This is a genomic window from Arthrobacter sp. NPDC058192, assembly GCF_042883665.1.
Taxonomy (GTDB): Bacteria; Actinomycetota; Actinomycetes; order Actinomycetales; family Micrococcaceae; genus Arthrobacter.
Map to the genome: position 1 here is coordinate 36,460 of NZ_JBHVVJ010000006.1, position 25,319 is coordinate 61,778.

The following is a 25,319-nucleotide window of genomic DNA, read 5'->3' on the forward strand; positions in this document are numbered from 1 at the left end:
AACCACCGTATTGACTACGGGTTTTCTCGGTATGCGTAAGTAGTACTCGAATACTTAGCAAGTAATCGGCCCGCTCTACGTACCTGTACTCAGTTGGACCCATTGGCTGAGGGACACAAACCAAGTAGTCGCAAATCCGCTTCACGTGGCCCCGACCGTAGCCTTCCGGACTCGCGGAAAACCGGGTCTGCCGCACGACCCGCGGGCAGCTTCGGGCGGCGCCCAGCGGCCCGAATCGTCGACGTCGTCGTGCACGGCGGCGGGACCTAATGGCCGCCGATGCCGGGAAGCTGTTCGCGGCCCTTGACGTTGAGCTTGGCGTAACTGCGGTAGAGGTGGCCCTCCACCGTGCGTACTGAGACCTGGAGCTCGGCGGCAATCTGCCGATCGGTCAGGCCGCGGACGGCGAGCGCCACGATGTCGCGTTCCCGGCGAGTCAGGATGCCCAGGGAGTCATCGTTCCTGGCCGTTTCCTCGCCGGGGAGGTCGTCGGCCCGGTCCAGGCACCGCTTCCGCTGGGAGTTCGCCATCCGCTCCCTCAGAGTGTCGCCCGCATCCCGGTAGGCGTGCGCCGCGGCGTCGTAGGCAAGGGCGGCAAAGGCCCACAGTTCCGCAGCTTCACAGGTCTTCGCAGCCTCCAGATGGTCCGCTGCGTCATCTGTGCTGATGGCTGCGGCGTAGGCGCAGACCGCAGCCGGGCGGGGGCCTTCGAGCCCGGCCCGCAGTTCCAGCAGCCGCGGAGCCGAGTCAGTGTCCCCCAGCGCCAGGCAAAGCGCCAACGTCTCGAACTCGAGGCCGGCCGTCTCCATCTCCGGGTCCGGGCGACCGAGCCGCTTCAATTCCGCGATGGCGTCCGGGTAGTTGCCGAGCCGGGCCTTGCCATAGACCACGACCATCGCAGCCAGCGAGCGCATGTACCGCGGCAACACCGCGGGCGCCGCCTCGAAGTCGGCGAGGAAGAGCTCCGCTTTCGTCTGGGCCCCGACCTCGGCGGCCGCGGCGAACGCCATGGCCGCAGTGAGGGCAAAGAGCTGCTGAGGATCGGCCAGCCGCAGCGCCTCAAGCGCGGCGCTTAGGGTATCCAGCGCCTGGGCGGCCCTGCCCTGGTACAGGAGGATGATGCCGTGGGCCGCGTGCACTCCCCCGCCGAACGAAATCAGGCTCCGCCCGGATCCGGCGACAAAACCGGCCAGGAGGCTTTCCGAGGTTTGCCAGTCCCCGGCCTGGATCGCGGCCGCAGACGAACGCACCACGAGGAAGTCCGCGAGGAAGTACAGCTCATCGGAAGCGGCTCCCGCGCCCTCGATGGCCTGCGCCATTACGGCCAGGGCGCTCAGCCCTTTGCCCGCGGCCAGGAGCCGCTCCGCGTCCAGGGACAGCCGGAACACAGCTTCGAGGCCTTGCACCGCTGGCCGCGCGCCGCCGCGCTCCGCCGGCGCCTGCGGGTACTCCCCGGCCAGGGCCAGGACCATGGCCTCCATGATCTCCAGGCGCTCCGTTGTCGCGGCGATGATTGCTTCGGAATTCTCCGGCGTGGCCTCGGCGAGGCGGTCACCGGCACGCTTCAGGTCCTGTGCCCGTCGCATGATCTCTGCCGGCGTGTGGCCTAGGGCGGAAAGGACCGCGGCCCACAGGAGTGACCCGGTCAGCAGGCTGGTGAGGCTCTCGCCTTCGCCGAAATCGGCGTCCAGGATTTCCCGCGCAGCAACGTAGTCCGAAGCGTTGAAGAGGGTCCGGGCTATCACGGCACGGGCCGCCATCTGCTGCTCCGGATCCTTGACGAGGGCGGCGGCCTTGCGGACGAGCTCGTCCTGGTCAAGCCGGCTGGCCAGGACAGCCGCCCGCAGGAGCTGCCGGTCCTCGACCTCCGCGCCGCATTCGATCGACCAACTCACGTGCCGCAGCAGACCTTCGGCCGACGTCGGCTCGCTGTCCATGTGGCGCAGCAGGCTCTGCCGAAGCTGCAGACTCCTCGCCGGGGAGATCAGGTTCCGGAGCGTGTCGCCGTATACGGTATGCCACAGCCGCAGTTCACCGGCAGCGGAATCCGTGAGACGGAGCAGTTCGCTGTCGATCAGCGATACGACGGCGTCCTCGCCGGCGACGGACTCGATCAGCTCTCTGGACACGGGTTCAGCCAGTGCCACCAGGTTCAAGGCCTGCCGTTCTTCGGGCGATCGCAGGAGCAACTGACGCCGCACGACGTCGGTCAGCCGGTCCCCGTGGCTGTTCAGGTGCCGCGTGAACAGCCAGACACCGTTGCTCCGGATCAGCGTGGCGTCCTTCTTGGCGTCCTCGAGGAGCCCGTTCAGGAGCATCGGGTTGCCGCCGGAGGCCTCCCAGAGGATCTCGGCGACACTCGGCAGCACCTGCGCGCCGAGTTCGCCCTCCAGCAGCTCCGTGGTCTGGGCGAGGGTCAAGGGCCGCAGATCGTGCCGTTCTGCGATGCCTTCGAACCACAGCTGCAGTAGCGGTTCGGGCAGTCCTGGCCGGGCGGCCGAGCCTACCAGCAGTTTCGCCCAGCCTGCCGCGGCAAGCTCCGCCAGGATGCCCGCCGTCGCCTCGTCGAGGTCGTGGGCGTCGTCGACGATGAGCAGCAAGGGTTTCTGGGTGGCGCGCTTCTCCTCTTCCAGGTGCGACCACAGCGTCCGCAGCACCGCCAGCTGCGAGGTCGCCTCCTGCACCGGCAGGCCGACGATGAAGGGACCGAGGACACCGTAGGGCACCTTGGTCAGCGAAGCGCTGCCGTGGATCCGCACCGGCGTCACTTCGGCGGCCAGCTCCGCCACCACCGCTTCGATGAGCCGGGACTTCCCCAGCCCGCTGTCGCCGATGACGAACACCGCCACGTGGCTGCCGCCCTGGAGCGCCTCAACTGCCGATATTAATTCCTCTGATCTCCCGGTCAAGGCGCCGGCGGCCTGCGTGCCGGGAGCTGCCGGCGGGCCCTTAGATGAGCCCAAGCAGATCACTTCGCGAAGAAACGCCGAGCTTCGTGAACACCTGGTACAGGTGGCCCTCCACGGTCCTGACTGAAATGCCCACCTCCAGGGCGATGTCCTTGTTGGAGACCCCATTTCCGGCAAGGGTGGCAATCTGCCGCTCCCGTTCCGTGAGCAGCGGGCCCTTGTTGCGGGGCATGATCGGCAGCGCAGGGACAGACTCCGAGAGGCTTTCGAGCATGCTGTATGCGGCGTTGGCGCTGGCGGTCAGCCCGGCACCCTTGGCGAAGTCGAAGGCGAGTGCGGCGCATCTGGCCTGAACGGCGTCGAGCTCAAGGGCAGCGGCCTGCCCTGCCGCCTCGAGCATGATCGCGGCGTCCTTCTTCCGGCTGCCCAGCGCCACCGTGCCGGACAATTCGGCCAGCGGGCCCTGCCTCAGCCCGGCGATTTCCTCCATGAACAGAAAATCCTTGACGGTTCCGTTGACCGTGGCCCCGAGCATGCAGATCCCGGCCAGGGTGTAGCGGCCCTTCCGGTAGTGTTCCTCCGCAGCCCGCACCAGCCGGTCCTTGGCCTCGGGGTCCCCGAGCCACCGGGAGGCCATGTCCATGCAGAACTGCGTGGAACTGCTGACGGCGAAGCGGGCCGGGCCGTCCGCTGAACGTGCCCGGTCCAAGTACATCGCCGCCTGGACCGAGTTGCCGGTCTGGGCGTAGGCAAAGGCGGTAGCGGCGTAGGCCTGGCGCAGGGACTGCAGGCTCGCCCGGACCTCAAGCTGGCCGATCGCAGCCAGCAACGGGTCCAGCGCCATGTAGCCGCGGCCGGAATAGACGTAGGCGAGCCCGACGGCGAGGTCCGTTGCGGCGCTGCCGGAATGCAGCCCGTGCCCGGCCCGGCCGCTCGCGTCCTTGAGCATGTCGATGGCCTGGCGCCACAGCCCGGACACGAGCAGGACGTTGAAGGAGCGCCAGGCGAAGTTTTCGCGGACGCGCGGCACGTTGGACCACTCACCCAGTTGGCCGCCTAGTTCCCGCATGAGTTGGCGGGCATCGAGTTCCCGGCCCGTCATGGACAGGGCCTCCATCAGGATGATGGCCGACCGGAGCCGGTGCACCGGGTCGGCACCCGGAACATCCGTCGTCGCTGCAGCGGTGAGCCGGGCCATCATGGGCTCAAAATCGCCGATGAAGGAGAAGTAATTGAACTCGCACAGGTCCAGGCACAGCCCGGCCCGGGACAGTTCCGCGGGGTCCACGGCCGGCTCGTCCAGGCCGAGGTCCTGGAGTCGGACCCTGGCCTGCTGGAGGAGCCCGGGGACCTCGCCGGACCGGCCCTCCAGCCAGGCCATGCAGTCAGCTTTGGCTGCAACGAACTCGGCGAAGTCCACGGCCGAGAGATCGTTGATCTGCCGCTCTGTGACATCGTCCAGGGCTGACATGGCCTGCAGGGGCAAGCCGAGCTGGAGGTATGCCGCCGACTTCTGCAGCTGCCCCTCGGCCCATTCGGGGTCCGACGGCGACAGGCTGCCGGCGCACTTGAGGGCAAACTTCGGGTCAAAGAGCTTCACTGCGGCGCTGGCAGCCGCCACCGCGTGGGCGGGAGCAAGCTGGGCGTGGCAGTCGTGCGTCCAGGCCGCGTAGGCGAGCAGGTCCTCGACTGTCAGCTGGGCCAGCTCGTGTTCCTGGTGCCCGGGGACCTTGTCCCGCAGCTCCAGGCGGCGCTCGACGCTCAGCCAGTTCCGGACGATGTCGCCGAGGTACCGGTCGCCCAACGTGACGAGGTGCCGGTCCGTGCGGTCGACCACAATCTGGCCGGCTTCTTCCATGTCCGCGATCACCCCCGGGCTGTACATCTTGGCCAGCCTGGCCAACGGAAGCGTCCGGGCGCAGGACAGGACGTCGATGACCTCCCGCGCCTCGGGTGTTTCCCGGGCGTACCTGGCCCGGACGATGTCCTCCAGCGCCGTCCGGCCGTCCAGCACTACTTCGTCGACCAACGTCCAGACCGAGCCGGAGAGGACAAGGTTTCCGCGCTCGACCTGTTCGGAGACGACGGCCTGCAGGAGGGTGGGGCTACCGCCGACCAGCTGGTGCAGTTGGCTGGCCAGGGCGGTCGAGACCCGGTGGCCGAGAGCGGCCTGCAGGACCTCAAGCGTTTCGAGCTCGGTCAGGTTGGCCAGGCGGACCTCGGCAAGGTGGCCCGAGGTGATCAGCCAGTAGAAATCGGGGGGAAGGTCTGTGGTGCGCTGGGCGGTGGCGATCAGCCGGGCGGTGTGGGTCTGCAGCAGGTTCAGCAGGACCCCGGTACTCAGTTCGTCAAGGGCGCCGGCGTTGTCGAGCAGGATCACGCACTGGCGGCCGGCAGCGTCGTCGCGGATCAGCGAAGTGATGCCGTGAAGGATGGCGGTCGGTGATCCCAGGGAGCTCTGCGGAAGCCGAGCCAAGGTGAAGGCGAGGCAACCATACGGGGTCGCCGCTCCCGGTCCTGTGCTGCGGAGCTGGATGGTGTGCACCTCTGGGCCGAACCCGGCGAGGGCTGTCCTGCCGACAAGGGTTTTGCCGACGCCGCGGTCACCGGTGATGACAACGCCCATCCGGTCCTGCGCCAGCAGTTCCGTCCGGACGCGTTCGGCATCGGCGTTCCGCGCCAAACCGGACCACCCGTGCTTCGCCACCGCACCGGCGGCGTGTTCTTCAGCGGCGGGTGCCAATGTAGTGGAAACATTCCCCCAGCCCAGCGAGTCCCTCGACATGTAGTTTCCTTCGTACCGCTTTGTGGGCAGCAACCCCCGGCTGCCCACTTAGAAGTAGCGTATCTCTATCCCCCGACCTGAGAGTAGACAGATCATAACCGGATTGCCGAAAGCTTGGAAGGAAGCCTGCCGTGGCGCGTGCGCGTACTAGGGGGCCTTGGCGGGGTGGAACTTCTGCTGGGCGGCGAGCAGGCCGTCCTTGACGAGGATTTCGACGGCGTCGGCCGCCGCATCGATGAGGAAGGGAAGGTCCTTCTTTTCCGGGGCCGAAAAGTCCCGCAGGACGAAGTCTGCGGTGTCCATCCGGCCCGGTGGCCGTCCGACGCCGACCCGCACACGCAGGTAGTCTTTGGTGGCCAGGGCCTTCGAGATGTCCCGTAGCCCGTTGTGTCCGCCTTCGCCGCCGCCGATTTTGAGCTTTACGGTGTCGAAAGGGATGTCAATTTCGTCATGAACTGCAACAACATGGGCCGGATCGATCCCATAGAACTGGGCCAGCGCCGCGACCGGGCCGCCGGAGACGTTCATGTAGGACTGCGGCTTGGCCAGCACGATCCGGGGACCGCCAATGCCAAGGCGCCCTTCGAGGACCTGGGCACGCGCCTTGTGGGACTTGAACCGGCCGCCGGCGCGCGATGCCAGTTCATCCAGGACCATCTGGCCGACGTTGTGCCGGTTGTGGCTGTACTCGGGTCCGGGGTTGCCAAGGCCTACGATCAGCCAGGTGTCGGTCATGGATGGTCCTTTAATGGGCAGGTTGGGCCGCTGGCGGGCAGGACAGGCGGGCAGGGCAGTCACGGCGCACGGTCCGGGACAAGGCGGTGGAGACGACGGCGGCCGGGCCCCTGAGGAGCCCGGCCGCCGGTGGATGTTGCCGGAATTACTCGGCTGCTGCTTCTTCGGTCTCCGCAACCTCGGCGGGAGCGGCTTCGCCGGCCTCTTCGCCCTCTTCGGCGATTTCGACGGCCTCGGAGATGTTGACCACGAGCGCCTCGGGGTCAGCCAGCAGGGTGGAGCCCTGCGGCAGGACGAGGTCGGAGGCGTGGATGTGCTCGCCGGCGCCGCGGCCTTCGACGCTGACCTCGATGGCGGTCGGCAGGTGGGTTGCCTCGGCCTCGACGGAAACGACAGTCAGTTCCAGGTTGTGGACGCTGCCCGGAGCAACTTCACCGGTCACGTGAACCGGGACGTCGACGGTGACCTTCTCGCCGGTGCGGACGGTCAGCAGGTCGAGGTGCTCGACGATCTGCTTGATCGGGTTGCGCTGGATGTCCTTGACGAGGGCCAGGTGCTCCTCGCCGTTGATGTCCAGGTTCAGCAGGGCGTTGGGGACGCGGACGGCCAGGGTGGTGGCCTTTGCCGGCAGGGTGATGTGGATCGGCTCTGCGCCGTGGCCGTAGATGACGGCCGGGATCAGGTTGGCCATGCGGGCGCGGCGGGCGAAGCCCTTGCCGAATTCGGTGCGTACTTCTGCTGCGAGCTTCTGCTCAGACATGGATATCTCCTCGTGGGTTCAAGCTGTGGGTCTAAACGGTGTTCGGCAAGGGCGGAGGTCTGTTTGCGACCTTCAACGCCGGGCTGCCAGGCAGCTGACCGATCGAAGGAAATTCAGACCCAGTCGATAACGGAGACCAGCACTCCGGCTTCCCGCACAAACAGCTGCATACGGTCTCACCGGCGCTCTCCCTCGCCAAGGTTCCATACAAGGCTACCAGCGGCCGGCCCGGTTTCTAAAACCGGGCCGGCCGCCGGCCGGACGAATCAGGGCTCAGGCCTGGCCGTCGAACAGGCTGGTGACGGAACCGTCGTCGAACACTTCACGGACGGCGCGCGCGATCAGCGGCGCGATCGACAGGACGGTCAGCTGCGGGAAGCGCTTGTCCGCCGGGATCGGCAGCGTGTTGGTGACCACGACCTCGCGGGCACCGGACTCGGACAGGCGGCGGGCTGCGGGATCGGAGAACACCGCGTGGGTCGCGGCGATGATGACGTCCTTGGCGCCTGCGTTCTTGAGCACCTGCACGGCGCCGGAGATGGTTCCGCCGGTGTCGATCATGTCGTCGATCAGGACGCAGGTGCGGCCTTCGATCTGGCCCACGACAGTCTTGGAGACGGCCTGGTTGGGCACGGTGAGGTCCCGGCTCTTGTGCACGAAGGCCAGCGGGGCGCCGCCGAGGCGCTCTGCCCACTGCTCCGCGACACGGACGCGGCCGGTGTCCGGGGAGACGACCGTGACGTTGTCGGAGCCGACGCGGGTGCGGATGTAGTCGGCCAGGAGCGGGATGGCCATGAGGTGGTCCACCGGGCCGTCGAAGAAGCCCTGGATCTGGGAGGTGTGCAGGTCAACGCTCATGATGCGGTCGGCGCCGGCGGTCTTGTAGAGGTCGGCGACAAGGCGTGCCGAGATCGGCTCGCGGCCGCGGCCCTTCTTGTCCTGCCGGGCGTAGGGGTAGAACGGGGACACCACGGTGATGCGCTTGGCGGAGGCCCGTTTGAGCGAATCGATCATGATCAGCTGTTCCATGAGCCAGTTGTTCAACGGGGCCGGGTGGGCTTGAATCACGAAGGCGTCGGTGCCGCGGACGCTCTCGCCGGCCCGCACGTAGATCTCCCCGTTGGCGAAGTCGTAGGCGTCCAGGGGCAGCAGCTCGGTGCCCAGCTCCTTGGCGATTTCCTTCGCCAGCTCAGGGTGCGCGCGCCCCGCGGCCAGCACCAGCTTCTTCTCGCCGTGTGCCGTAATTTCGCTCATGATTGCTAGCCCTCTTCTGTCGGTGCCGGAGTAGTGGAGGATGTCGGGGCGGCGCCCGCGGACCGGGCCAGGGCGCCCGCGGCGCCGGCGGACCCGGCCAGGGCGGACTCGGCCAGGGCGGACTCGGCCAGGGCGGCGGAGACGGAGCCGGGCCGGTTGGCCGATACCCAGCCTTCCGCGTTCCGCTGTTTAGCCAGGGAGAGCGCGAGGGCGCCCGCCGGAACGTCCTGGCGGATGACGGCGCCTGCGCCGCTGTAGGCGCCGTCGCCCACACGGACGGGAGCCACGAAGACGGTGTTGGACCCCGTGCGCACGCCGGAGCCGATCACCGTGCGGTGCTTCTTCTCGCCGTCGTAGTTGGCAGTGATGTTGCCGCAGCCGATGTTGGTGTCCTCGCCGATTTCCGCGTCTCCGGCGTAGCCGAGGTGGGACAGCTTCGAACCGCGCCCGATCGTGACGTTCTTGGTTTCGTAGAACGCGCCGATCTTGCCGGTCTCGCCCAGGACGGTGCCGGGGCGCAGGTAGGTGAAGGGGCCCACGGTGGCGCGTGCTCCGATCCGGGAGCCGGAGCCGTGGGTGCGGATGACGGTTGCGCCCTCCCCCACCGCGACGTCCGTCAGGGTCGTGTCGGGGCCGACGACGGCGTCGCGCGCCACGGTGGTGACGCCGTGCAGCTGCGTGTTGGGGAGCAGTCGGACGTCCTCGTCGAGAGTCACCGTGGCGTCGATCCATGTGGTGGCCGGGTCCACGACTGTCACCCCGGCTCGCATCCAGGCCTCCACCGTGCGGCGATTATGCTCGGCTCCGAGGGCCGCGAGCTGAACGCGGTCGTTGGCGCCTTCAACCTGCCAGCGGTCCTCGGTGACGACGGCGGCGACGCGGCCGCCCGCGGCGCGGGCCAGGGCCAGGACGTCTGTGAGGTACTTTTCGCCCTGGGCGTTGTCCGTGGTGACATGACCCAGCGCGTCGCGCAGCACGGAGGCGTCGAAGGCGTAGATGCCGGAGTTGATTTCACGGATTGCGCGTTCGGCGTCAGTGGCGTCCTTGTGCTCGCGGATGCCCGTGACCGTTCCGTCCGCCGCCCGCAGGATGCGGCCATAGCCGGTGGCGTCGTCGAGAACGGCGGTGAGGACAGTGACGGCGTTGCCCTCCGCCTCGTGGGCGGCGACGAGCTCGGCCAGCAGTGCACCGGTGAGCAGCGGAACGTCCCCGTAGGTGACGACGACGGTCCCGCTCAACGCTTGTTCGGGGTGGGCGGCGTCGAGGGCCTCAAGCGCGGCCTCAACGGCGCGGCCCGTGCCGGGCACGTCGTCCTGGTCCACGATGAGGGCCTGCGGATCCAGGGCGGTGACGTGGTCGGCCACGAGGTCGCGTTCGTGCCGCACCACCAGGGCCAGTTCGCGGGGGCGGACACTGCGGGCGGCCGTGAGGGCGTGCCCGACCAGGGAGCGGCCGCCGATCTCATGGAGAATCTTCGGGATACGCGATTTCATCCGGGTACCGGCACCTGCAGCTAGGACAATCACGGCGGCTGGGCCAGTGTTCTCGGGGCTCACGTATTCGCTCTCCTTGCTTGGTTGCGCAGCGTGTCTCGCCAGTTCCGCCCATAGGACTCGAACCTATACTCCACGGCTCCAAAGGCCGGGGTGCTGCCATTACACCAGAGCGGACCGTGCCAAGGCTTGACCGGTGGCACAAGAAACAATTCTGCCACGAAGGTTGATGCTCGTGCGACTCAGCGCCTTAAGGCCGGGCGGCGCAGCCCCCCGAGGGACATGTCCATCCGCGGCCCACCCGGCCTCGGCCACCCCGCGGGACATGTCCTCCACGGAGCCCATGGAATGGACATAACACCATTATGTCCATCCGCGACCTACGCCTCCGGCACATGTGCTCACGGTTTCGGGCCCTCCGAGGGACTTGTCCACCCCTGGGCGCCACGAAAGTACAGGCGTGCGGGGTTTGGGCACTCCGAGGGACACGTCGGATTCAGGCTCGTACCACGCGCCTGGCTGAGGGCTGCGGCCAGGGACATGTCCTCCATCGACCCCATGGGCTGGACATAATGCCAATATGTCCATTCGCGATCTGCGTTCCGGGCACATGTGCTCACGGCTTCGGGCCCTCCGAGGGACATGTCCACCCTTGGGCGCCACCGCAGCACATGTCCCCAGGGGGTGGAAGGCTGCGAGGGACATGTCCATCCCTAGCCGCCACCGCAGCACATGTCCCCAGGGGATCGAAGGCTGCGAGGGGCATGTCCAGCCGTGGCGCAGCACGTTGGGCATGTCCCTCGGAACAGGGGGAACTTGTCCTTCGGGCCGGGGCACGGGTCCCCCGGGCTGCACGCGGGCTACTCCCCCAGCACCTCGAGGGCCTCAAGCCATTCAAGTTCGAGGGCTTCGCGTTCGCCGGAGAGGTCCTGAAGCTTCCTGTTGAGCTCGGCGAGCTGGTCAAACTTGCTGGCGTCGCCGGCCCCGGCGGCCATCTGGGCGTGGATCTTGTCCTCCTGCTGGGTGAGCTTGCCCAGCTGGCGGTCGATCCGGTTCTTGGCCTTGCGGGCGTCGCGCTTTTCCGCTTCCGACGGCCCGGTGGCAGCCGGCGCCGCGCCCCCGCCGGAGGACGTCACCGGGTTCCCGCCGCCGGTGATGGTGGAGCCGGCCAGTGCCGATTCACGCAGTTCCAGGTACTGGTCCACGCCGCGCGGCAGGGCACGGATCTTGCCGTCACCCAGGAGCGCCATCTGGTGGTCGGTGACGCGTTCGAGCAGGTAGCGGTCGTGGCTGACCACCACAAGGGTGCCGGGCCAGCCGTCGAGCACGTCCTCGACGGCGGCGAGGGTGTCGGTATCGAGGTCGTTGGTCGGTTCGTCGAGCATCAGCACGTTCGGCTCGCCGACCAGGAGCCGCAGCAGCTGCAGGCGCCGGCGTTCGCCACCGGAGAGGTCCTTGACCGGAGTCCACTGCTTCTGGTTGGTGAAGCCCAGCTGCTCCACGAGCTGCCCGGCGGTGAACTCCTTGCCGCCGACGTTGAAGGAGCGCTTCTCGCGTTCGATCACTTCGATGACGCGCAGGTCCGCGACGTCGTCGAGCTCCTTGACTTCCTGGGTGAGCACCGCGGTGACCACGGTCTTGCCTCGCTTGAACTTGCCGGAGGTGGGCTGGATCTCGCCGTTGAGCAGCTTCAGCAGGGTGGTCTTGCCGGCGCCGTTGACGCCCACGAGGCCGAGCCGCTCGCCCGGCGCCAGGCGCAGGGTGATGTTGTCGAAGAGTTTCTGCCCGGCCTCGCCGCCCTGGAAGTCCAGCGAGACGTGTTCCAGGTCCAGCACATCCTTGCCGAGCCGGGCCGTGGCCATCCTGCTCAGTGCCGTCGAGTCGCGCGGCTCGGGCACGTCGGCGATCAGGGCGTTGGCTGCCTCGATCCGGAACTTGGGCTTGGCGGTGCGGGCCGGGGCGCCGCGGCGCAGCCAGGCGAGCTCCTTCTTGACGAGCTGCTGGCGCTTGGATTCGACCACCGAGGCCATCCGGTCGCGCTCCGCCCGGGCCAGGACGTAGGCCGCGTAGCCGCCCTCGAACGGGTCCATGATGCCGTCGTGGATTTCCCAGGTCTTGTTGCACACTTCATCGAGGAACCAGCGGTCGTGCGTGACCACGAGGAAGGCGCCCTGGTTGGCCCGCCAGCGGGTCTTCAGGTGCCGGGCCAGCCAGGCGACGCCTTCGACGTCGAGGTGGTTGGTGGGCTCGTCGAGCATGATGACGTCGTGGTCCTCGATCAGCAGCTTGGCAAGGGCCACCCGCCGCTTCTGCCCGCCCGAGAGCGCGTGCACGTTGGCGTGCCAGTCGACGTCGGCCACCAGGCCGCCCATGACTTCGCGGATCTGGGGGTTGGCGGCCCATTCGTAGTCGGCCTTGTCGCCCACGATGGCCGCGCCGACGGTGAGGTCCCCGTCGAGGACGTCGCTCTGGTCCAGGTACCCGATGTTGACCTCACCGCGCTTGGTCACCCGGCCCGAGTCCGGGGTGGAGCGCATCGCGAGCAGGCGCATGAGGGTCGACTTGCCGTCACCGTTGCGGCCCACCATGCCGATCCGGTCCCCCTCTTCCAGGCCGAGGGTTACGCCGTCGAGGACGGTGCGGGTTGCATACGAGACCGAAAGGTTCTCGCCGCCGAGCAGGTGTGCCACTGGGAACTGCTTTCTTAGGTGTATCGGTGAAGTTATCCGGGAGGCGTTAAAAAGCCCCTAAAGGAGCGTATCGGAGATGATGCGGGCCCCGTGCACCGGTCCGTGCACCGCCATGGCGTCGAGGCTGTGGCGGCGCAGCTCTTCGGCGAGCCCGGCCGCGGCGGCGGGGCTGTGGACGAGGAAAGCGACGGTTGGGCCGGATCCGGAAACGATTCCGGCGACCGCCCCGCAGGCCTCGCCGCGGCCCAGAGTGTCGCGCAGGGCCGGGGACAGTTCGATCGAGGCGCGCTGGAGGTCGTTGACCAGGACGCGGCTCAGGGCGTCGGCGTCGCCGCTGCGCAGCGCCGTGAGGATGCCGGGGTCGACGGCGGCCGGTTCCTCGCCCGTCACGCCCTCGGCCGCGCGCAGGCAGTCAAGGGCCCGGAAAACCTCCGGTGTGGACAGGCCATAGTCGGCCGTGACCAGGACCCAGTCCGTCTGGGCCTTGACGAGGGCCGGCGAGAGGTCATCGCCCACGCCCAGGCCCACGGCGGTGCCGCCCAGCAGGGCGAAGGGAACGTCGGCGCCCAGTTCGGCGGCCAGGTGGGCGAGCTCGTCGCGGGACAGGCCGCTGTTCCACAGCGCGTCGCAGGCCAACAGCGTTGCGGCGGCGTCGGCGGACCCGCCGCCCATGCCGCCGGACACGGGCACCCGTTTGGTGATCTCCAGGTGGACGCCGGTTGAGTGCTCGGAGACGTCGGCCATGATCGCGGCCGCCTTGTAGGCGAGGTTGCGGTGATCGAGCGGGATGTCCACGCCGTCCAGGTCCAGGGTGCTCGCATCGCTGATGCTGACGGTGATCCCGCCGGTTTCAGTGCTGGTCGCAGCGACTTCCTCGTAAAGCGAGACAGCCAGGTAGACGCTGGCAACCGAGTGGTAGCCGTCCGGGCGTAGCGGTCCGACATCCAGTGAGACGTTGACCTTGCCTGGAGCCTTGACCCGAACAGTCCGCGCGGCAAAGCGCCCTCTCACTGCGTTCATGGCTCCACGCTATGGCATTGGGGGGCCGGGCTCAAAGCCCGGGAAGGGGGCCGCCGAAGTTCCCCAGAACTCAGGAGCCCGCCTGCGCGCGGGCTTCGGCGATCCTGGCGAACGCCGCAATATCGATCACTTCACCGCGTGCGGCGGGGTCGACGCCGGCCGCCCGCAGGCAGCGTTCAGCCTCGGCGGCGCCGCCTGCCCAGCCGGCCAGCGCCGCCCGCAGCGTCTTGCGGCGCTGCGCGAAGGCGGCGTCGATGACGGCGAAGACCTGCGCCCGGGTGGCGGTGGTGGCCGGTGGCTCCCGCCGGGTGAAGGCGACGAGCCCGGAATGGATCTTGGGCGCCGGCCAGAAGACGTTCATTCCGATGACCCCGGCCTTGCGCATGCTGCTGTACCAGGCGGCTTTCACCGACGGGACGCCATACGTCTTGGAACCGGGCCCGGCCGCGAGGCGGTCGGCCACTTCGTCCTGGACCATGACCAGACCGTGCTGCAGGCTCGGGAAATGCTGCAGGAGGTGCAGCACCACGGGGACTGCAACGTTGTAGGGAAGGTTCGCCACGAGCGCGGTCGGCTCGGCGGGCAGCTCCGTGACCTTCATGGCGTCGGCCAGGACGAGGTGGAAATTCCCGACGGCGTGCGGCCGCCACCGGGCCACGGTGTCCGGCAGGCGCCCGGCGAGGACCGGGTCAATTTCGACGGCGACGACGGCCCGGGCGGCGTCCAGCAGGCCAAGGGTCAGCGACCCGAGGCCGGGCCCCACTTCGAGGACTGTCTCATCGGCCCGGACGCCGGCGGCGGCCACAATGCGGCGGATGGTGTTGCCGTCGATCACGAAGTTCTGGCCCAGGGTCTTCGTGGGCCGCACCCCGGCTTCCTCTGCCAGCCGGCGGATGTCGGTAGCGCCCATCAGCGGTGCGGGTGCAGTTCCGGGCTGGCTTTCGGGGGCGGCGGGGGTCGGTTCAGTCACCTAGGTATCCTATCCCGGCCCTATCCGGGCGCCCGTACGCCAGAGGCCGGGTCCGGAAGGATATCCGGACCCGGCCTCTGGGGACGCCTCCGCGGCCAGGCGGCCGCGTTGGCGTGCCAGTCGTGTGCTAGCTGGAGGCGGCCCAGCCGCAGCCCCAGGGGCCGAGGCCGCGCTGCGCGTAGACGCGGTTGGCGACGGCGATCTGCTGGGCCTTGGTGGCGAGGCTGGCGTTCGGGGCGTAAGCACCGCCGCCGGAGCCGAGCCAGGTCCCGACGTCGAACTGCAGGCCGCCGTAGTAGCCGTTGCCGCTGTTGATGGACCAGTTCCCGCCGGACTCGCACTGCGCGATCTTGTCCCACATGCCCTGGTTCATCATCGCGGGAGCCGCGGCGCCGGTGTTGGCTTCGGGCTTCGGCTTTTCCTTGGTCCCCACGGTGACCTTTTCAGTGACAGGCTGGCGGCTGACGTTCTTGGACACCAGGGTCCGGGAGGCTTCGCGGCCGTCCACGAGGACCAGCTTGAAGTTTTTGGTGGTGGTGCCGGCGACGCCCGCCTGGGTGACAGTCTTCTCACCCTTGAACATGTCCGCGTTTTCGGTGGTGAGGGTTTCGAACGCGACGGGCTCGGTGGTGGTGGCCGTCTTGCTGACGTCGACCCGGGAGACCTTGATGACCATGTCATTGACCACCGGGGCGTTCCCCGGCTGGGAGACGCGGTCGCTGGCTCCGAGCTTCAGGCCGGCGTCCTCAAGCACCTTGGCCACCGTGGCGGCCGTCGTGGTCTTCGCGGCCGCCTTGCCGTCCGCGACGATGCTCACGGTCTTCGGCGTCGAAATGGCGACATAGGAACCGGCGACGGCCAGCTGGGCGTCCTTGGGCACCGATACCTGCGAGGCGCTGGCCACGCCGAGTTCGGTCACCAGCCCTTCGACGGTGGGCGCGGTGGTGTTGACGGTCCGCTCGGCGCCGTCGAGGCTCACCTTGACGGCTTTGGCGAGGTTGACGTTGATGACTGACCCGTCCTGCACCTGGGAGTCCAATGACGGCGACACCCTGTCGGCCGGCTGCAGTTCAACCTCGGCACCCTTGACGGCCTCTCCGACGGTTCCGCCGAAGGTCTGGACGGAGCTGACTTTTCCGTCCACGTTGAGTGTGATCGTCTTGTTGTTGCCGACGAAGGCCACAAGGCCCAGCACCAGTGCCACGAGCACAACGAGCTGGGCTCCGACTTTGACGAAGCTGATCTTGCCGTCCGATGTGAAGAACTTGACCACGATTGCCCGTATCTCTTGGACCTTCCGGGCACGGGGAAAGTGCACGAGACCACCCTCCGTGAGCGCGCCAAGGGCGGCCCCGGACCAGGTCCGGAGCGTCACGGAACATGCGTGCACTGCCTCACTCAAAGCGAGAGCGCACATGTGGTTGGTTGACCACGATGCACGCCCTGCAGGAGTGAATTTATCCGTAGGCCTTCCCCGACCCCGGCTAATTGTTGACCACTGTAACCATAGCGTTATAAAGGAACCAAGAAATCGTACATACTTGGTATTCTCCCGGGAGGACCTGGGGCAGCGTCCGTTAGGTCCAGGATCCGTATGCCCGCACGGAATTTTCGGCGATCGCCGCGCACAATCCGGCGAGGTCCGATCCCGTCACATCGGCCATGGCCCGAACGGTGTACGGGACCATGTAGCTCGCGTTGGGGCGGCCGCGGTGCGGGTGCGGGGTGAGGAACGGCGCGTCGGTCTCGACCAGGACTCGGGCCGGCTCCGCGATGGCCAGCGCGGCCCTCAGGTCCGCCGCGTTCTTGAACGTCACAGTGCCGGCAAAGGACATGTACCAGCCCTCGGTGTTGCATGTCCGGGCGAGCTCCTCGCCGCCGGAGAAGCAATGGAAGACCACGCGCTCCGGGGCACCTTCTTCGCGCAGCACCTGGACGACGTCGTCATGGGCATCCCGATCGTGGATCTGCAGCGTCAGTCCGAGCCGCTTGGCGATGTCGATGTGGCGGCGGAACGAATAGCGCTGGTGGGCCAGGCCCTCCCCCTCGGTGCGAAAAAAGTCCAGGCCGGTCTCACCGATCGCCCGGATCCGGGGGTGGGCGGCCAGGGCCTCGATTTCGGCGAGCGCGGCATCGAGCTCGCCGCGCAGCGCGTACTCCGGGGCGTCGTTGGGGTGCAACGCGACGGCGCCCAAGAGCCGCGCATCCAGGTCGACGGCCTTGACGGTAAACCGGGACGATTCGAGGTCGCAGCCCACTTGGACGGCGCCCTGGACGCCGACGGCGGCCGCGGCGTCGAGGGCGTCCTTGACGCCGACTGACAGCTCCCCGGAGCGAAAGTCCAAATGCGTGTGGTTGTCCAGGACCGGCACGGGAAGCGGCTCGGGTGCAGGCGGATATCCGCTGCGTCCGGTACCGTCACTTCCAGGCGACCGGAACGGGACGGGGGTTTGGGGATTGGGCATTCATCCACCCTAACGGGCGGCCGGATTTCCCCGGAACTCTCTGTCAGGGTCGGCAGTTGTGTTAGTAGTCTGTAAGTACTCCGTTATTTCTCCGTTAGGAACCAGTGAACCCAGCTGCGGGGCCCGGCGGCCGTTGCCGGTCCGTTCCGGGACCCTCCAGGGCTGAAAGGCTGCCGATGGATTATCACCGCACCTCCATAGACGACGTTGCCCCCGGCGGGCAGAGCTTCCCGGGCCGACCCGGCGTGGACTCGAACGCCGCCGGACACCGGTCCTCGCCGCACGGTCCCGCGGCCATGGACGCCGCGGCGTTCCATGCGGCCAGCACCCGGATCCTTACCGCCATCAACACCGTCATTGACGGCAAGGCCGAAGCAGCACAGCTGGCGCTCACCGTGCTCCTCGCCCAGGGCCATTTGCTCCTCGAAGACGTCCCGGGGGTAGGAAAGACGCTCCTGGCCAAGACGCTTGCCCGGAGCATCGACTGCTCCGTCAGCCGGATCCAGTTCACCCCGGACCTGCTTCCGTCCGACGTCACGGGTGTGTCCATCTACAACCAGGCGACCCGGTCGTTCGAGTTCCGCCACGGCGCGGTGTTCGCGAACATCGTTATCGGGGACGAAATCAACCGCGCTTCGGCCAAGACCCAATCGGCCCTGCTGGAGTGCATGGAGGAGCACCAGGTGACGGTGGATGGCACCTCCTACCGGCTGGATGAGCCCTTCATGGTGGTGGCGACGCAGAACCCCATTGAGATGGAGGGCACCTACCCGCTTCCGGAAGCGCAGCGGGACCGTTTCATGGCCCGGATTTCCATGGGTTACCCGGACCGGGAGTCCGAGATGGAGATGCTTGAAACGCATCAGTCGTCGTCGCCGCTGGCCCGCGTGAGCGCGGTGGTCACAGCCGCGGAAGTGGCCGCCATGATTGCCACGGTGCAGCAGGTCTATGTGTCCAGGTCCATCAAGGACTACACGGTCGCCGTGGGACGGGCTACGCGGGAAAGCAAGCTTCTTCGCCTTGGTGCCAGTCCCCGCTCCATGCTGCAGCTGCTGCGGGCAGCTAAAGCCACCGCCGCGCTGGAGGGGCGGGACTTCGTGCTGCCCGACGACGTCGTCAGTGTCGCCGAGGCCGTGCTGGCCCACCGGATTATCCTCGATCGCAAGGCGGCCAGCGCGGGCGAGACGCCACAAAGCGTCATCCGGGCCATCATCGCCAAGATCCCGGTCACCCCGGACGTGGCGGCTTCAGCCAACGGGGCGGCCCGCCCGGCCCGAAACAAGGCTTCGGCCATGGCGCCAGCGCCGTCGCCCCAGCTGCCGAATCCGCGTTAGGCCGAGGGTTCCGCCGTGGCGTTGAGGGATCGGTTTTCCGGGCACATCTTCAGCACCCGCGGCTGGGGACTGCTGGCCGCGGGTGCGGTCTCGCTGCTGGCCGCGCAGATCATGGGACGCAGGGATCTGCTGGCTCTTGCGGTCCTGCTGCTGCTCCTGCCGCTGCTGGCCCTCGCCGGAACCCGCGTCCTGAAGCCGAGGTTCCGGGTCTACCGGGAATTCGGCCCGTCGCCGGTCGAAGCGTCCGCGCGGACCACTGTGCGGCTGGCCATTGCGCGCAACGGGCCGGGAACCGGTCACGCGATCATGGAGGAGCATCTGCCGGCCCGGTTCGGCGAATCCCCGGTCTTCCTTTTCCCCGCCCGCGGCGCGCCCGGCGGTACCAGCCGCTATGAATACCACCTTCGCTCGGCCAAGCGCGGCCAGTTTGTGATCGGGCCCGTCACTGCTGAGTTCAGCGACCCCTTCGGTTTGTCCTTCCACCGGCACGCGATCGACGACGGCGATCTCCTCACCGTGACACCGGCCGCCGTGGAACTCCCCGAGACGGGGCTGGCCGGGGCCCGCGGGAACGACGGCGTTACTGCCACGCGGATCCGGGCCAACCCGAGCGACGACGACGTCATGACCCGCGAATACCGCCACGGGGATCCGATGCGCCGGGTGCACTGGGCCGCTACCGCCCGGCACGGCTCCCTCATGGTGCGGCAGGAGGAATCCGTCACGACGCCGGAGGCGACGATTATCCTGGACCACAGACTTTCGGCCTATCCCCACGGCGTGTTTGGTCACGGAGCTTTTTCCTCCGCTCGCCCGGGCAGTTCAGGCAGTTCAGGCCCTGCAGGCAGTTCAGGCAGCGGCGACGGACACGAGTTACTGACCTGCGACACCTTCGAGTGGGCCGTCACGGCGGCAATGTCGATCGCCGCGCACCTCGCCGAGCGCAGCTACACCCTGCGGTTCCTAGATAGCGCGGGCGCCCCCGCCTTCCGGCAGTCGCCGTCGGCCCCCGATCCCGAGGCGGAGGAGTACGGCGGGACGGCCGGGCTGCAGTCCATCGCGGAAAGCTTGGCCGCCATCCAGCTCTCCGGCCCCCAGCACCCCCACCCGCACCGAACCCGCGGCGGTAATCCCCGCACTCTGCCGGGCCGGCAGCCCCGTCCGTCGTCGGCCACAAAGGGAGACCGCGCGGCATTCTCCGGGCAGGCCGCCCCCGCTGCCAAGTCCGCTGCCAGGTCCTCCGCTGCCGGGTCTTCCGTGGTGGCCGCGACCGCCGCGCGCGCCTTCGACGACACCCTGATGGACAAGCTCTCCGCGCACCGGCTGAGGGGGCCGATCCTGGCGGTCCTGGGCAACCTCACCGCGTCCGAGGCCCGGGCCCTGTCCCCCGCGGCGGCGTTCGGCGCCAACGCCTTTGCGCTGCTGGTCACGGACCACCTCCACGAGTCCGGCGAGGTCCTTGAGGTAATGGAAGTGCTGCGGCTGGGCGGGTGGCGGGCAGTCGCGGTATCTGCCCGGTCCTCGCTGCCGGACGCATGGGCCGCCTTCGACGCGGCGGACCCGGCCATGTCCGCTGCGGCCGACGTGCGGCGGGGCGCGAGGAGCCGGCTATGACCCTCGCACCGCAGCGCAGCGGGCCCGGCGCAGGAACGTCCGCACCGGAAGAACCGACAGTCCAGCCGCCGGCCACGGCGTCCCGGCCGGACGGACCCGGCGCCCAGCCGTGGGCGATGGCGGCCGCCGTCGCCGTCGCCGTCGCGGGAGCCGCCCTGGGATTCAACGGGGTCCTGCGCGGGTGGGCCTGGTACTCCCCGGTGTTCACCACCGTCCTTGCGGTCGCCTTCTCCATGGCGACGCTCCGGGCGCTGCGCGCCCCGGGGTGGATGGTTGCCGCCGGCGGACTGGCGTCCTTGACCCTGGCCCTGACCTTCACCTTCTTCCGGAAGTACAGCATCGCGGGGTTTATCCCGTCGCCGGAAACCATGAACTATCTGGAAAAGTTCCTCCGGCGCGCCAGCGAGACCATTCTCGCCGAGAGCACTCCCGTGGCCCCCAATGCCGGCATCGTCATGCTGATCTGCGCCGTCCTCGGGCTGCTGGTGATCCTCGTGGATGCCCTCGCGTTCCCGCTGGGTCTGCCGGCCACGAGCGGACTGGGGATCCTGGCAATTCTCGTGGTGCCGGCCATCGTCAAGCCCCAAAGCGTCGGGGCGCTCGGGTTTATCGGGGCAGCCGTCGGCTATTTGATGATCCTCGGTTGCAGCCATTGGTTCGCACCGGCCGCCCGCACCCGGGCCGACACGGCCCGCGACCCGGGACAGATCCGGCGTGGCGCCGTCACGGCCGCCCTGGCGCTGACCCTCACGCTGTTGCTCCAGACGGTCACCCCGGGCTTTGACCAGGGCACGTTCCCGCAGGGCTCGAGACTGAACCCGTTCGGCGGCGCCACTGGCCTGAACCCTATGATCAGCCTGGGCACCAGCCTGCGCAGCCCGTCCGGGGAGGGCCGGATCACCTTCGCCACGAACGCCCCGGCGGCGCCCTACCTGCGCTCGGTGACGGTGGACAGTTTCGAAGGTGATTCCTGGGCACCGGATGACCGGGAGTCCACCCGGCGGCAGGGCACCGGCAGGATCGACGCCGGCCTTGATTCCACCGTGCCGGGGCTCCGGGTGGTCACGGCGGTCAACACGGGCCAGTTCACGAGCCCGTACCTCCCCGCGCCCTACGCCCCGGAGTCCGTGAGCGGCCTCACGGGGCGCTGGAGCTGGGACCCGGCCACGCTCAGCATCAAGGGCGTCGACACCAACTCCCGCGACCAGCAGTACGTGGTCACATCCGTGACCGCCAAGCTCACCGCCGGAATGCTGCGGGACGCCTCCCTGCCGGCCAGCGGGATCCCCGAGCAGTTCCTCCGGCAGCCGGCGAACGTTCCGGAGATTGTTCGCACCACGGCCGAGGCGGTGACGGCCGGTTCCACCACGCCGTATACGCGGGCCATGGCGATCCAGAGCTATCTGCGCTCCGCCGCATTCACCTATTCCCTGCAGTCCCCCGTGCAGGGCGGCTATGACGGAAACGGCCTGTCGGTGCTGGCAGACTTCCTGACCCAGAAGAGCGGCTACTGCATCCATTTCGCGTCGGCCATGGCCGTGATGGCCAGGTTGCAGGGCATTCCAAGCAGGATCGCCGTGGGCTACGCCCCGGGCCGCCCCACCGGCGCCACGGTGTCCGTCGCAGGCCAGGGCCCGCTGCAGGAGTACGAGGTCGACTCCCGGGACGCCCACGCGTGGCCGGAGCTGTACTTCCCGGGCCTGGGCTGGGTGCCGTTCGAGCCGACGCCCTCCCGCGGGATCGTCCCCGCCTACGCCACCGAAGGCACCACGCCCAGCGGCGCGAGCACCAACGAGCGCAACGACGCACTGACGCCCGGAGACGGTTCGAGCCGGGCGCCCGTCCCCACCTTCGCCCCCGTCCCCCTTCCCGGAGCCGGGACAGCGACTGCCGCAGACCCGCGGCCGGCGCAGGCACTCTACGGTGTCGGCGCGGTGCTGCTGCTGGCGCTGCTTGTGGCGTCGCCGCGGCTGGCCCGCGCGCGGGTGCGGCGCCGCCGGCTGAGCCTGTCGGCCCGCGGCAATGGCGCCGGAGGGGCGGCGCCGGCCTGGGCGGAACTGCGCGACCTCGCCACGGACTATGGCGTGGCGCCCGCAGCGAGCGAAACGCCCCGGCATTTCTCCCGGCGGCTGCGGGTCTCCGGGGCACTGGGGGAACCAGCGGTCGAATCCTTCGGGAAACCCTCCGGCGCGGACAATCCCGGGCAACGGGCCGCCGCGTCCCTCACTGAGGACTTTGAGCGCGAGCAGTACGGCCGCCCCAACCGCACCATATGGGCTGCCGGTCCGGGGACGGCCGCCTCGGGGACTGCCGGTCCGGCCGGGGACACGGAATCCGCGGACCCCGCCGGCTCCGCGGCGGCCAGGATTGCCCTGGTGCAGGCCTCGCTGCGGGCCAACGCAACGCTCGGCGGCCGGCTCCGCGCGGACTGGCTGCCGCCGTCGGTCCTCTCGGGATGGCGCCGGTCCCTGCCGGTGCCCCGTCAGTTCCTGTCCCGGACAGCACAGCGCACCCGGCGGGGTGCCGCGGAAGCCTGGGTGTTGATCCGCAATACCGTCCGCCGGGTGCGCCGCGGCTAGTCGGCCGCTGTGGGCCGGCCCGCGTCACCGGCCCCGCGTCAGGGGGACCGCGTCACCGGGCCGGCCTGACGGCCGGACCGCCTGCCTTAGCCGGCGTAGGGGTCGGCGATGCCGATGTACTGGGTGTAGAGGTATTCCTCGATGCCCTCGAGCCCGCCTTCGCGGCCCAGGCCGGACTGCTTGACCCCGCCGAAGGGTGCGGCCGCGTTGGAGACCACACCGGCGTTCAGGCCCAGCATGCCGGTCTCAAGCCGTTCGCCCATCCGGATACCCCGGTTGAGGTCCCTCGTGAAGACGTAGGCCACCAGCCCGTACTCGGTGTTGTTCGCCAGCCGCACGGCCTCGTCCTCGGTGCCGAAGGTGATGATCGGGGCGACCGGGCCGAAGATTTCCTCAGACAGGATCCGGGTGCCCTCGGCGACGCCCTTGAGGATGGTCGGCTGGTAGAAGTAGCCGGGCCCGTCCACCGGGGCGCCACCGGCCACGGCCACGGCACCGGCGGAGACGGCGTCGCTGACGAGCTCGTGGACCTTGTCCCGGCTCTTCGCATCGATCAGCGGACCCACCTTCGACTCGGCCTCGGTCCCGCGGGCCGTGGTCATGCCCTTCATCTTCGCGGCGAACTTCTCCGCGAACTCGTCCGCGACAGACTCGTGCACGATGAACCGGTTCGCGGCGGTGCAGGCCTCGCCCATGTTCCGCAGCTTCGCCAGCATGGCACCGGCGACGGCGGCATCGACGTCGGCGTCCTCGAACACGACGAACGGGGCATTGCCGCCGAGCTCCATCGAGGTCCGCAGCACGGTTTCCGACGCGTCCGCGAGCAGGCGCCGGCCGACCTCCGTGGACCCGGTGAAGGAGAGCTTGCGGAGCCGGGCATCCTTGATCAGCGGACCCGTGGTGGCGCCCGCCGTGGAGGTCGGGATCACGTTCAGGACACCGGCGGGCAGGCCGGCCTCGAGCATCACGGCCGCGAACAGCTGCGAGGTCAGCGGGGTCAGGTTCGCGGACTTCAGCACCATCGTGCAGCCCGCGGCGACGGCCGGGGCGATCTTCCGCGTCGCCATCGCCAGCGGGAAGTTCCACGGCGTGATCAGCAGGCACGGGCCCACCGGCTTCTTCGTCACCAGCAGCCGGGACTTGCCGTCCGGGGAGACGGAGTACCGGCCGAACGCGCGCACGGCCTCCTCGGAGAACCAGCGCAGGAACTCCGCCCCATAGGTCACCTCGCCGCGGGCCTCGGCCAGCGGCTTGCCCATCTCCAGGGTCATCAGCAGCGCAAAGTCCTCAGCCCGCTCCGTGACCAGCTCGAACGCCCGGCGCAGGATCTCACCGCGTTCCCGCGGGGGGACTTTCGCCCACGACTCCTGGGCCGCGGCCGCCGCGTCCAGCGCCGCCTTGCCGTCCTCGGGCCCGGCGTCGGCGATGCTCAGCAGCACCTTCCCGGTGGCCGGGTCCTCCACGTCGAACGTCTTCCCCGACGCGGCCGGACGCCACTCGCCGTCGATCAGCAAACCCGTCGGAACAGAGGCCAGCAGGGCGCTCTCCCGCTCCGCAGTAACAATGGGCTGGGCAGTTACAGTCACAACGACTCCCTCGTCAGCAATTCGGTGGTCCCAGTGTGTTGCCACCAGGTTCTTAGCGCAGCCCATTCCCGCAGGCCCGGGCGGCTGGATTACTGTCACCGTACTGCTGCCAGGACGGGCAAGTCCATGCATGGACGCACTGCCTGCCACGGGATACGCTGTGCAGCTGCACAAGCGGCGGCGCCGCTAAGGGGCCCGGACTCACCGTGAGGCGAGGACAGCGGAATACAGTTCGCGTTTGCTGACCTTCGCGTCCTCGGCCACCGCGGCGACGGCCTCCTTCAGCCGGACGCCTTGGGCGATCAACCCGTTGACTGCGGCCACGTGGTCCTCCGGGCGGCCAGGCTCGCGCTCAGGCGCCCCGCCCACCACGACGGCGATTTCGCCGCGCACCTCGTTGGACTCGGCCCATTCAAGCAGCTCGCGCAAGGTGCCGCGGATGACCTGTTCGTAGGTTTTCGTCAGTTCACGGCAGACCGCGGCACGGCGGTCGGCGCCGAACCGGTCGTGGAGGGCCCGCAACATCGGTTCCAGCCGGTGCGGTGCCTCGAAAAACACCATGGTGCGCCGTTCGGCGTCGAGGTCCGCCAGCCGGGACGTGCGTTCGCCTGCCTTGCGGGGCAGGAAGCCCTCGAAGCAAAAACGGTCGGTCGGGAGCCCGGACAGGGCCAGCGCCGTCAGCACCGCGGAGGGTCCGGGTGCGGCGGTCACGGTGAGGCCGGCCGCCACGGCGCCTTCGACCAGCCGGAAGCCCGGATCCGACACGGACGGCATGCCGGCGTCGGTCACCATCACCAGGGTCTTGCCGGCGCGGACCTGCTCCAGCAGGTCCGCGGTCTTGGCTGCCTCGTTGTGCTCGTGATAGCTGATGATCCGGCCGGCCACGGTGATGCCGAGGTTCTGCACGAGCCGGTGCAACCGTCTGGTGTCCTCGGCCGCGACGATGTCCGCCGTCGTGAGCAGCTCCAGGAGCCGCGCCGACGCGTCGCCGGTGTTGCCGATCGGCGTCGCCGCCAGGACGATCCGGCCGGGACCGCCGTCACTGACGGGAAGATCGCTGACGGGAAGATCGGGGGAAGTGCTCGGTTCGTGGTCCACAGAACCAGCCTACTGCCGCCGGAGTGG

General features: G+C 68.8%; 16 protein-coding genes and 1 tRNA gene. 3 read left to right on the forward strand and 14 right to left on the reverse strand.

From position 1 onward, the window contains the following. Window positions 1-266: 266 nt before the first annotated feature. The 12 genes from ACFVVK_RS07885 to ACFVVK_RS07940 form a co-directional block, all read right to left on the reverse strand. On the reverse strand, window positions 267-2,963 hold the full coding sequence (locus tag ACFVVK_RS07885) for a LuxR C-terminal-related transcriptional regulator (RefSeq protein ID WP_390265691.1): 2,697 nt from the start codon (window positions 2,961-2,963) through the stop codon (window positions 267-269). Next, window positions 2,950-5,694 (reverse strand): LuxR C-terminal-related transcriptional regulator, encoded by a 2,745-nt coding sequence (locus tag ACFVVK_RS07890; protein WP_390265693.1) that lies wholly within the window; start codon window positions 5,692-5,694, stop codon window positions 2,950-2,952. The genes ACFVVK_RS07885 and ACFVVK_RS07890 overlap by 14 nt, the downstream gene beginning before the upstream one ends. Window positions 5,695-5,841: 147 nt before the next feature. Next, window positions 5,842-6,429: an aminoacyl-tRNA hydrolase gene (gene pth / locus ACFVVK_RS07895; RefSeq protein ID WP_390265695.1), complete on the reverse strand. Its 588-nt coding sequence runs from the start codon at window positions 6,427-6,429 to the stop codon at window positions 5,842-5,844. A gap of 145 nt (window positions 6,430-6,574) precedes the next feature. Then, a complete protein-coding gene (locus ACFVVK_RS07900) occupies window positions 6,575-7,189 on the reverse strand; it encodes a 50S ribosomal protein L25/general stress protein Ctc (RefSeq protein WP_390265697.1) in 615 nt (204 codons plus the stop codon). A gap of 273 nt (window positions 7,190-7,462) precedes the next feature. Beyond that, a complete protein-coding gene (locus tag ACFVVK_RS07905; RefSeq protein WP_390265699.1) occupies window positions 7,463-8,443 on the reverse strand; it encodes a ribose-phosphate diphosphokinase in 981 nt (326 codons plus the stop codon). 5 nt (window positions 8,444-8,448) lie between these two features. Next, on the reverse strand, window positions 8,449-9,999 hold the full coding sequence (gene glmU / locus ACFVVK_RS07910) for a bifunctional UDP-N-acetylglucosamine diphosphorylase/glucosamine-1-phosphate N-acetyltransferase GlmU (protein WP_390265701.1): 1,551 nt from the start codon (window positions 9,997-9,999) through the stop codon (window positions 8,449-8,451). A 42-nt stretch (window positions 10,000-10,041) separates the two neighbouring features. After that, window positions 10,042-10,113, reverse strand: a tRNA-Gln gene (locus ACFVVK_RS07915). A 683-nt stretch (window positions 10,114-10,796) separates the two neighbouring features. After that, window positions 10,797-12,626 (reverse strand): ABC-F family ATP-binding cassette domain-containing protein, encoded by a 1,830-nt coding sequence (locus tag ACFVVK_RS07920; RefSeq protein WP_390265703.1) that lies wholly within the window; start codon window positions 12,624-12,626, stop codon window positions 10,797-10,799. 57 nt (window positions 12,627-12,683) lie between these two features. Continuing rightward, the gene (locus ACFVVK_RS07925) at window positions 12,684-13,646 is read right to left on the reverse strand and encodes a 4-(cytidine 5'-diphospho)-2-C-methyl-D-erythritol kinase (protein WP_390265705.1); all 963 of its coding nucleotides are present in this window, start codon (window positions 13,644-13,646) and stop codon (window positions 12,684-12,686) included. A 70-nt stretch (window positions 13,647-13,716) separates the two neighbouring features. After that, window positions 13,717-14,616, reverse strand: coding sequence for a 16S rRNA (adenine(1518)-N(6)/adenine(1519)-N(6))-dimethyltransferase RsmA (gene rsmA / locus ACFVVK_RS07930; protein ID WP_390265707.1), 900 nt, complete (start codon window positions 14,614-14,616; stop codon window positions 13,717-13,719). Between the two features lie 127 nt (window positions 14,617-14,743). Then, on the reverse strand, window positions 14,744-15,889 hold the full coding sequence (locus ACFVVK_RS07935) for a ubiquitin-like domain-containing protein (protein ID WP_390265984.1): 1,146 nt from the start codon (window positions 15,887-15,889) through the stop codon (window positions 14,744-14,746). A gap of 304 nt (window positions 15,890-16,193) precedes the next feature. Continuing rightward, window positions 16,194-17,081: a TatD family hydrolase gene (locus ACFVVK_RS07940; protein WP_390265709.1), complete on the reverse strand. Its 888-nt coding sequence runs from the start codon at window positions 17,079-17,081 to the stop codon at window positions 16,194-16,196. 176 nt (window positions 17,082-17,257) lie between these two features. Between ACFVVK_RS07940 and ACFVVK_RS07945 the strand changes: the two genes are divergently transcribed. Genes ACFVVK_RS07945 through ACFVVK_RS07955 form a run of 3 tightly spaced genes read left to right on the forward strand, consistent with a single transcriptional unit; the run spans window position 17,258 to window position 22,608 of the window. Further along, window positions 17,258-18,415, forward strand: a complete 1,158-nt coding sequence (locus ACFVVK_RS07945; protein WP_390265711.1) for an AAA family ATPase — start codon at window positions 17,258-17,260, stop codon at window positions 18,413-18,415. A 15-nt stretch (window positions 18,416-18,430) separates the two neighbouring features. Next, on the forward strand, window positions 18,431-20,029 hold the full coding sequence (locus ACFVVK_RS07950; RefSeq protein ID WP_390265713.1) for a DUF58 domain-containing protein: 1,599 nt from the start codon (window positions 18,431-18,433) through the stop codon (window positions 20,027-20,029). Next, complete coding sequence (locus ACFVVK_RS07955) at window positions 20,026-22,608, forward strand: DUF3488 and transglutaminase-like domain-containing protein (RefSeq protein WP_390265715.1); 2,583 nt, start codon at window positions 20,026-20,028, stop codon at window positions 22,606-22,608. The genes ACFVVK_RS07950 and ACFVVK_RS07955 overlap by 4 nt, the downstream gene beginning before the upstream one ends. Window positions 22,609-22,694: 86 nt before the next feature. On the opposite strand, the gene ACFVVK_RS07960 is transcribed toward ACFVVK_RS07955, so the two are convergent. Together ACFVVK_RS07960 and rsmI are read right to left on the reverse strand one after the other, a co-directional pair. Continuing rightward, window positions 22,695-24,194, reverse strand: a complete 1,500-nt coding sequence (locus ACFVVK_RS07960; RefSeq protein ID WP_390265717.1) for an NAD-dependent succinate-semialdehyde dehydrogenase — start codon at window positions 24,192-24,194, stop codon at window positions 22,695-22,697. Window positions 24,195-24,395: 201 nt separating this feature from the next. Then, complete coding sequence (gene rsmI, locus ACFVVK_RS07965) at window positions 24,396-25,292, reverse strand: 16S rRNA (cytidine(1402)-2'-O)-methyltransferase (protein ID WP_390265719.1); 897 nt, start codon at window positions 25,290-25,292, stop codon at window positions 24,396-24,398. Window positions 25,293-25,319: the final 27 nt, after the last annotated feature.

Coding starts and splice junctions, on each gene's coding strand:
- ACFVVK_RS07890 (WP_390265693.1), bottom strand. CDS start 5,694: ATGTCGAGGGACTCGCTGGGCTGGGGGAATGTTTCCACTACATTGGCA.
- pth (WP_390265695.1), bottom strand. CDS start 6,429: ATGACCGACACCTGGCTGATCGTAGGCCTTGGCAACCCCGGACCCGAG.
- ACFVVK_RS07900 (WP_390265697.1), bottom strand. CDS start 7,189: ATGTCTGAGCAGAAGCTCGCAGCAGAAGTACGCACCGAATTCGGCAAG.
- ACFVVK_RS07905 (WP_390265699.1), bottom strand. CDS start 8,443: ATGAGCGAAATTACGGCACACGGCGAGAAGAAGCTGGTGCTGGCCGCG.
- ACFVVK_RS07925 (WP_390265705.1), bottom strand. CDS start 13,646: ATGAACGCAGTGAGAGGGCGCTTTGCCGCGCGGACTGTTCGGGTCAAG.
- ACFVVK_RS07940 (WP_390265709.1), bottom strand. CDS start 17,081: ATGCCCAATCCCCAAACCCCCGTCCCGTTCCGGTCGCCTGGAAGTGAC.
- ACFVVK_RS07945 (WP_390265711.1), top strand. CDS start 17,258: ATGGATTATCACCGCACCTCCATAGACGACGTTGCCCCCGGCGGGCAG.
- ACFVVK_RS07955 (WP_390265715.1), top strand. CDS start 20,026: ATGACCCTCGCACCGCAGCGCAGCGGGCCCGGCGCAGGAACGTCCGCA.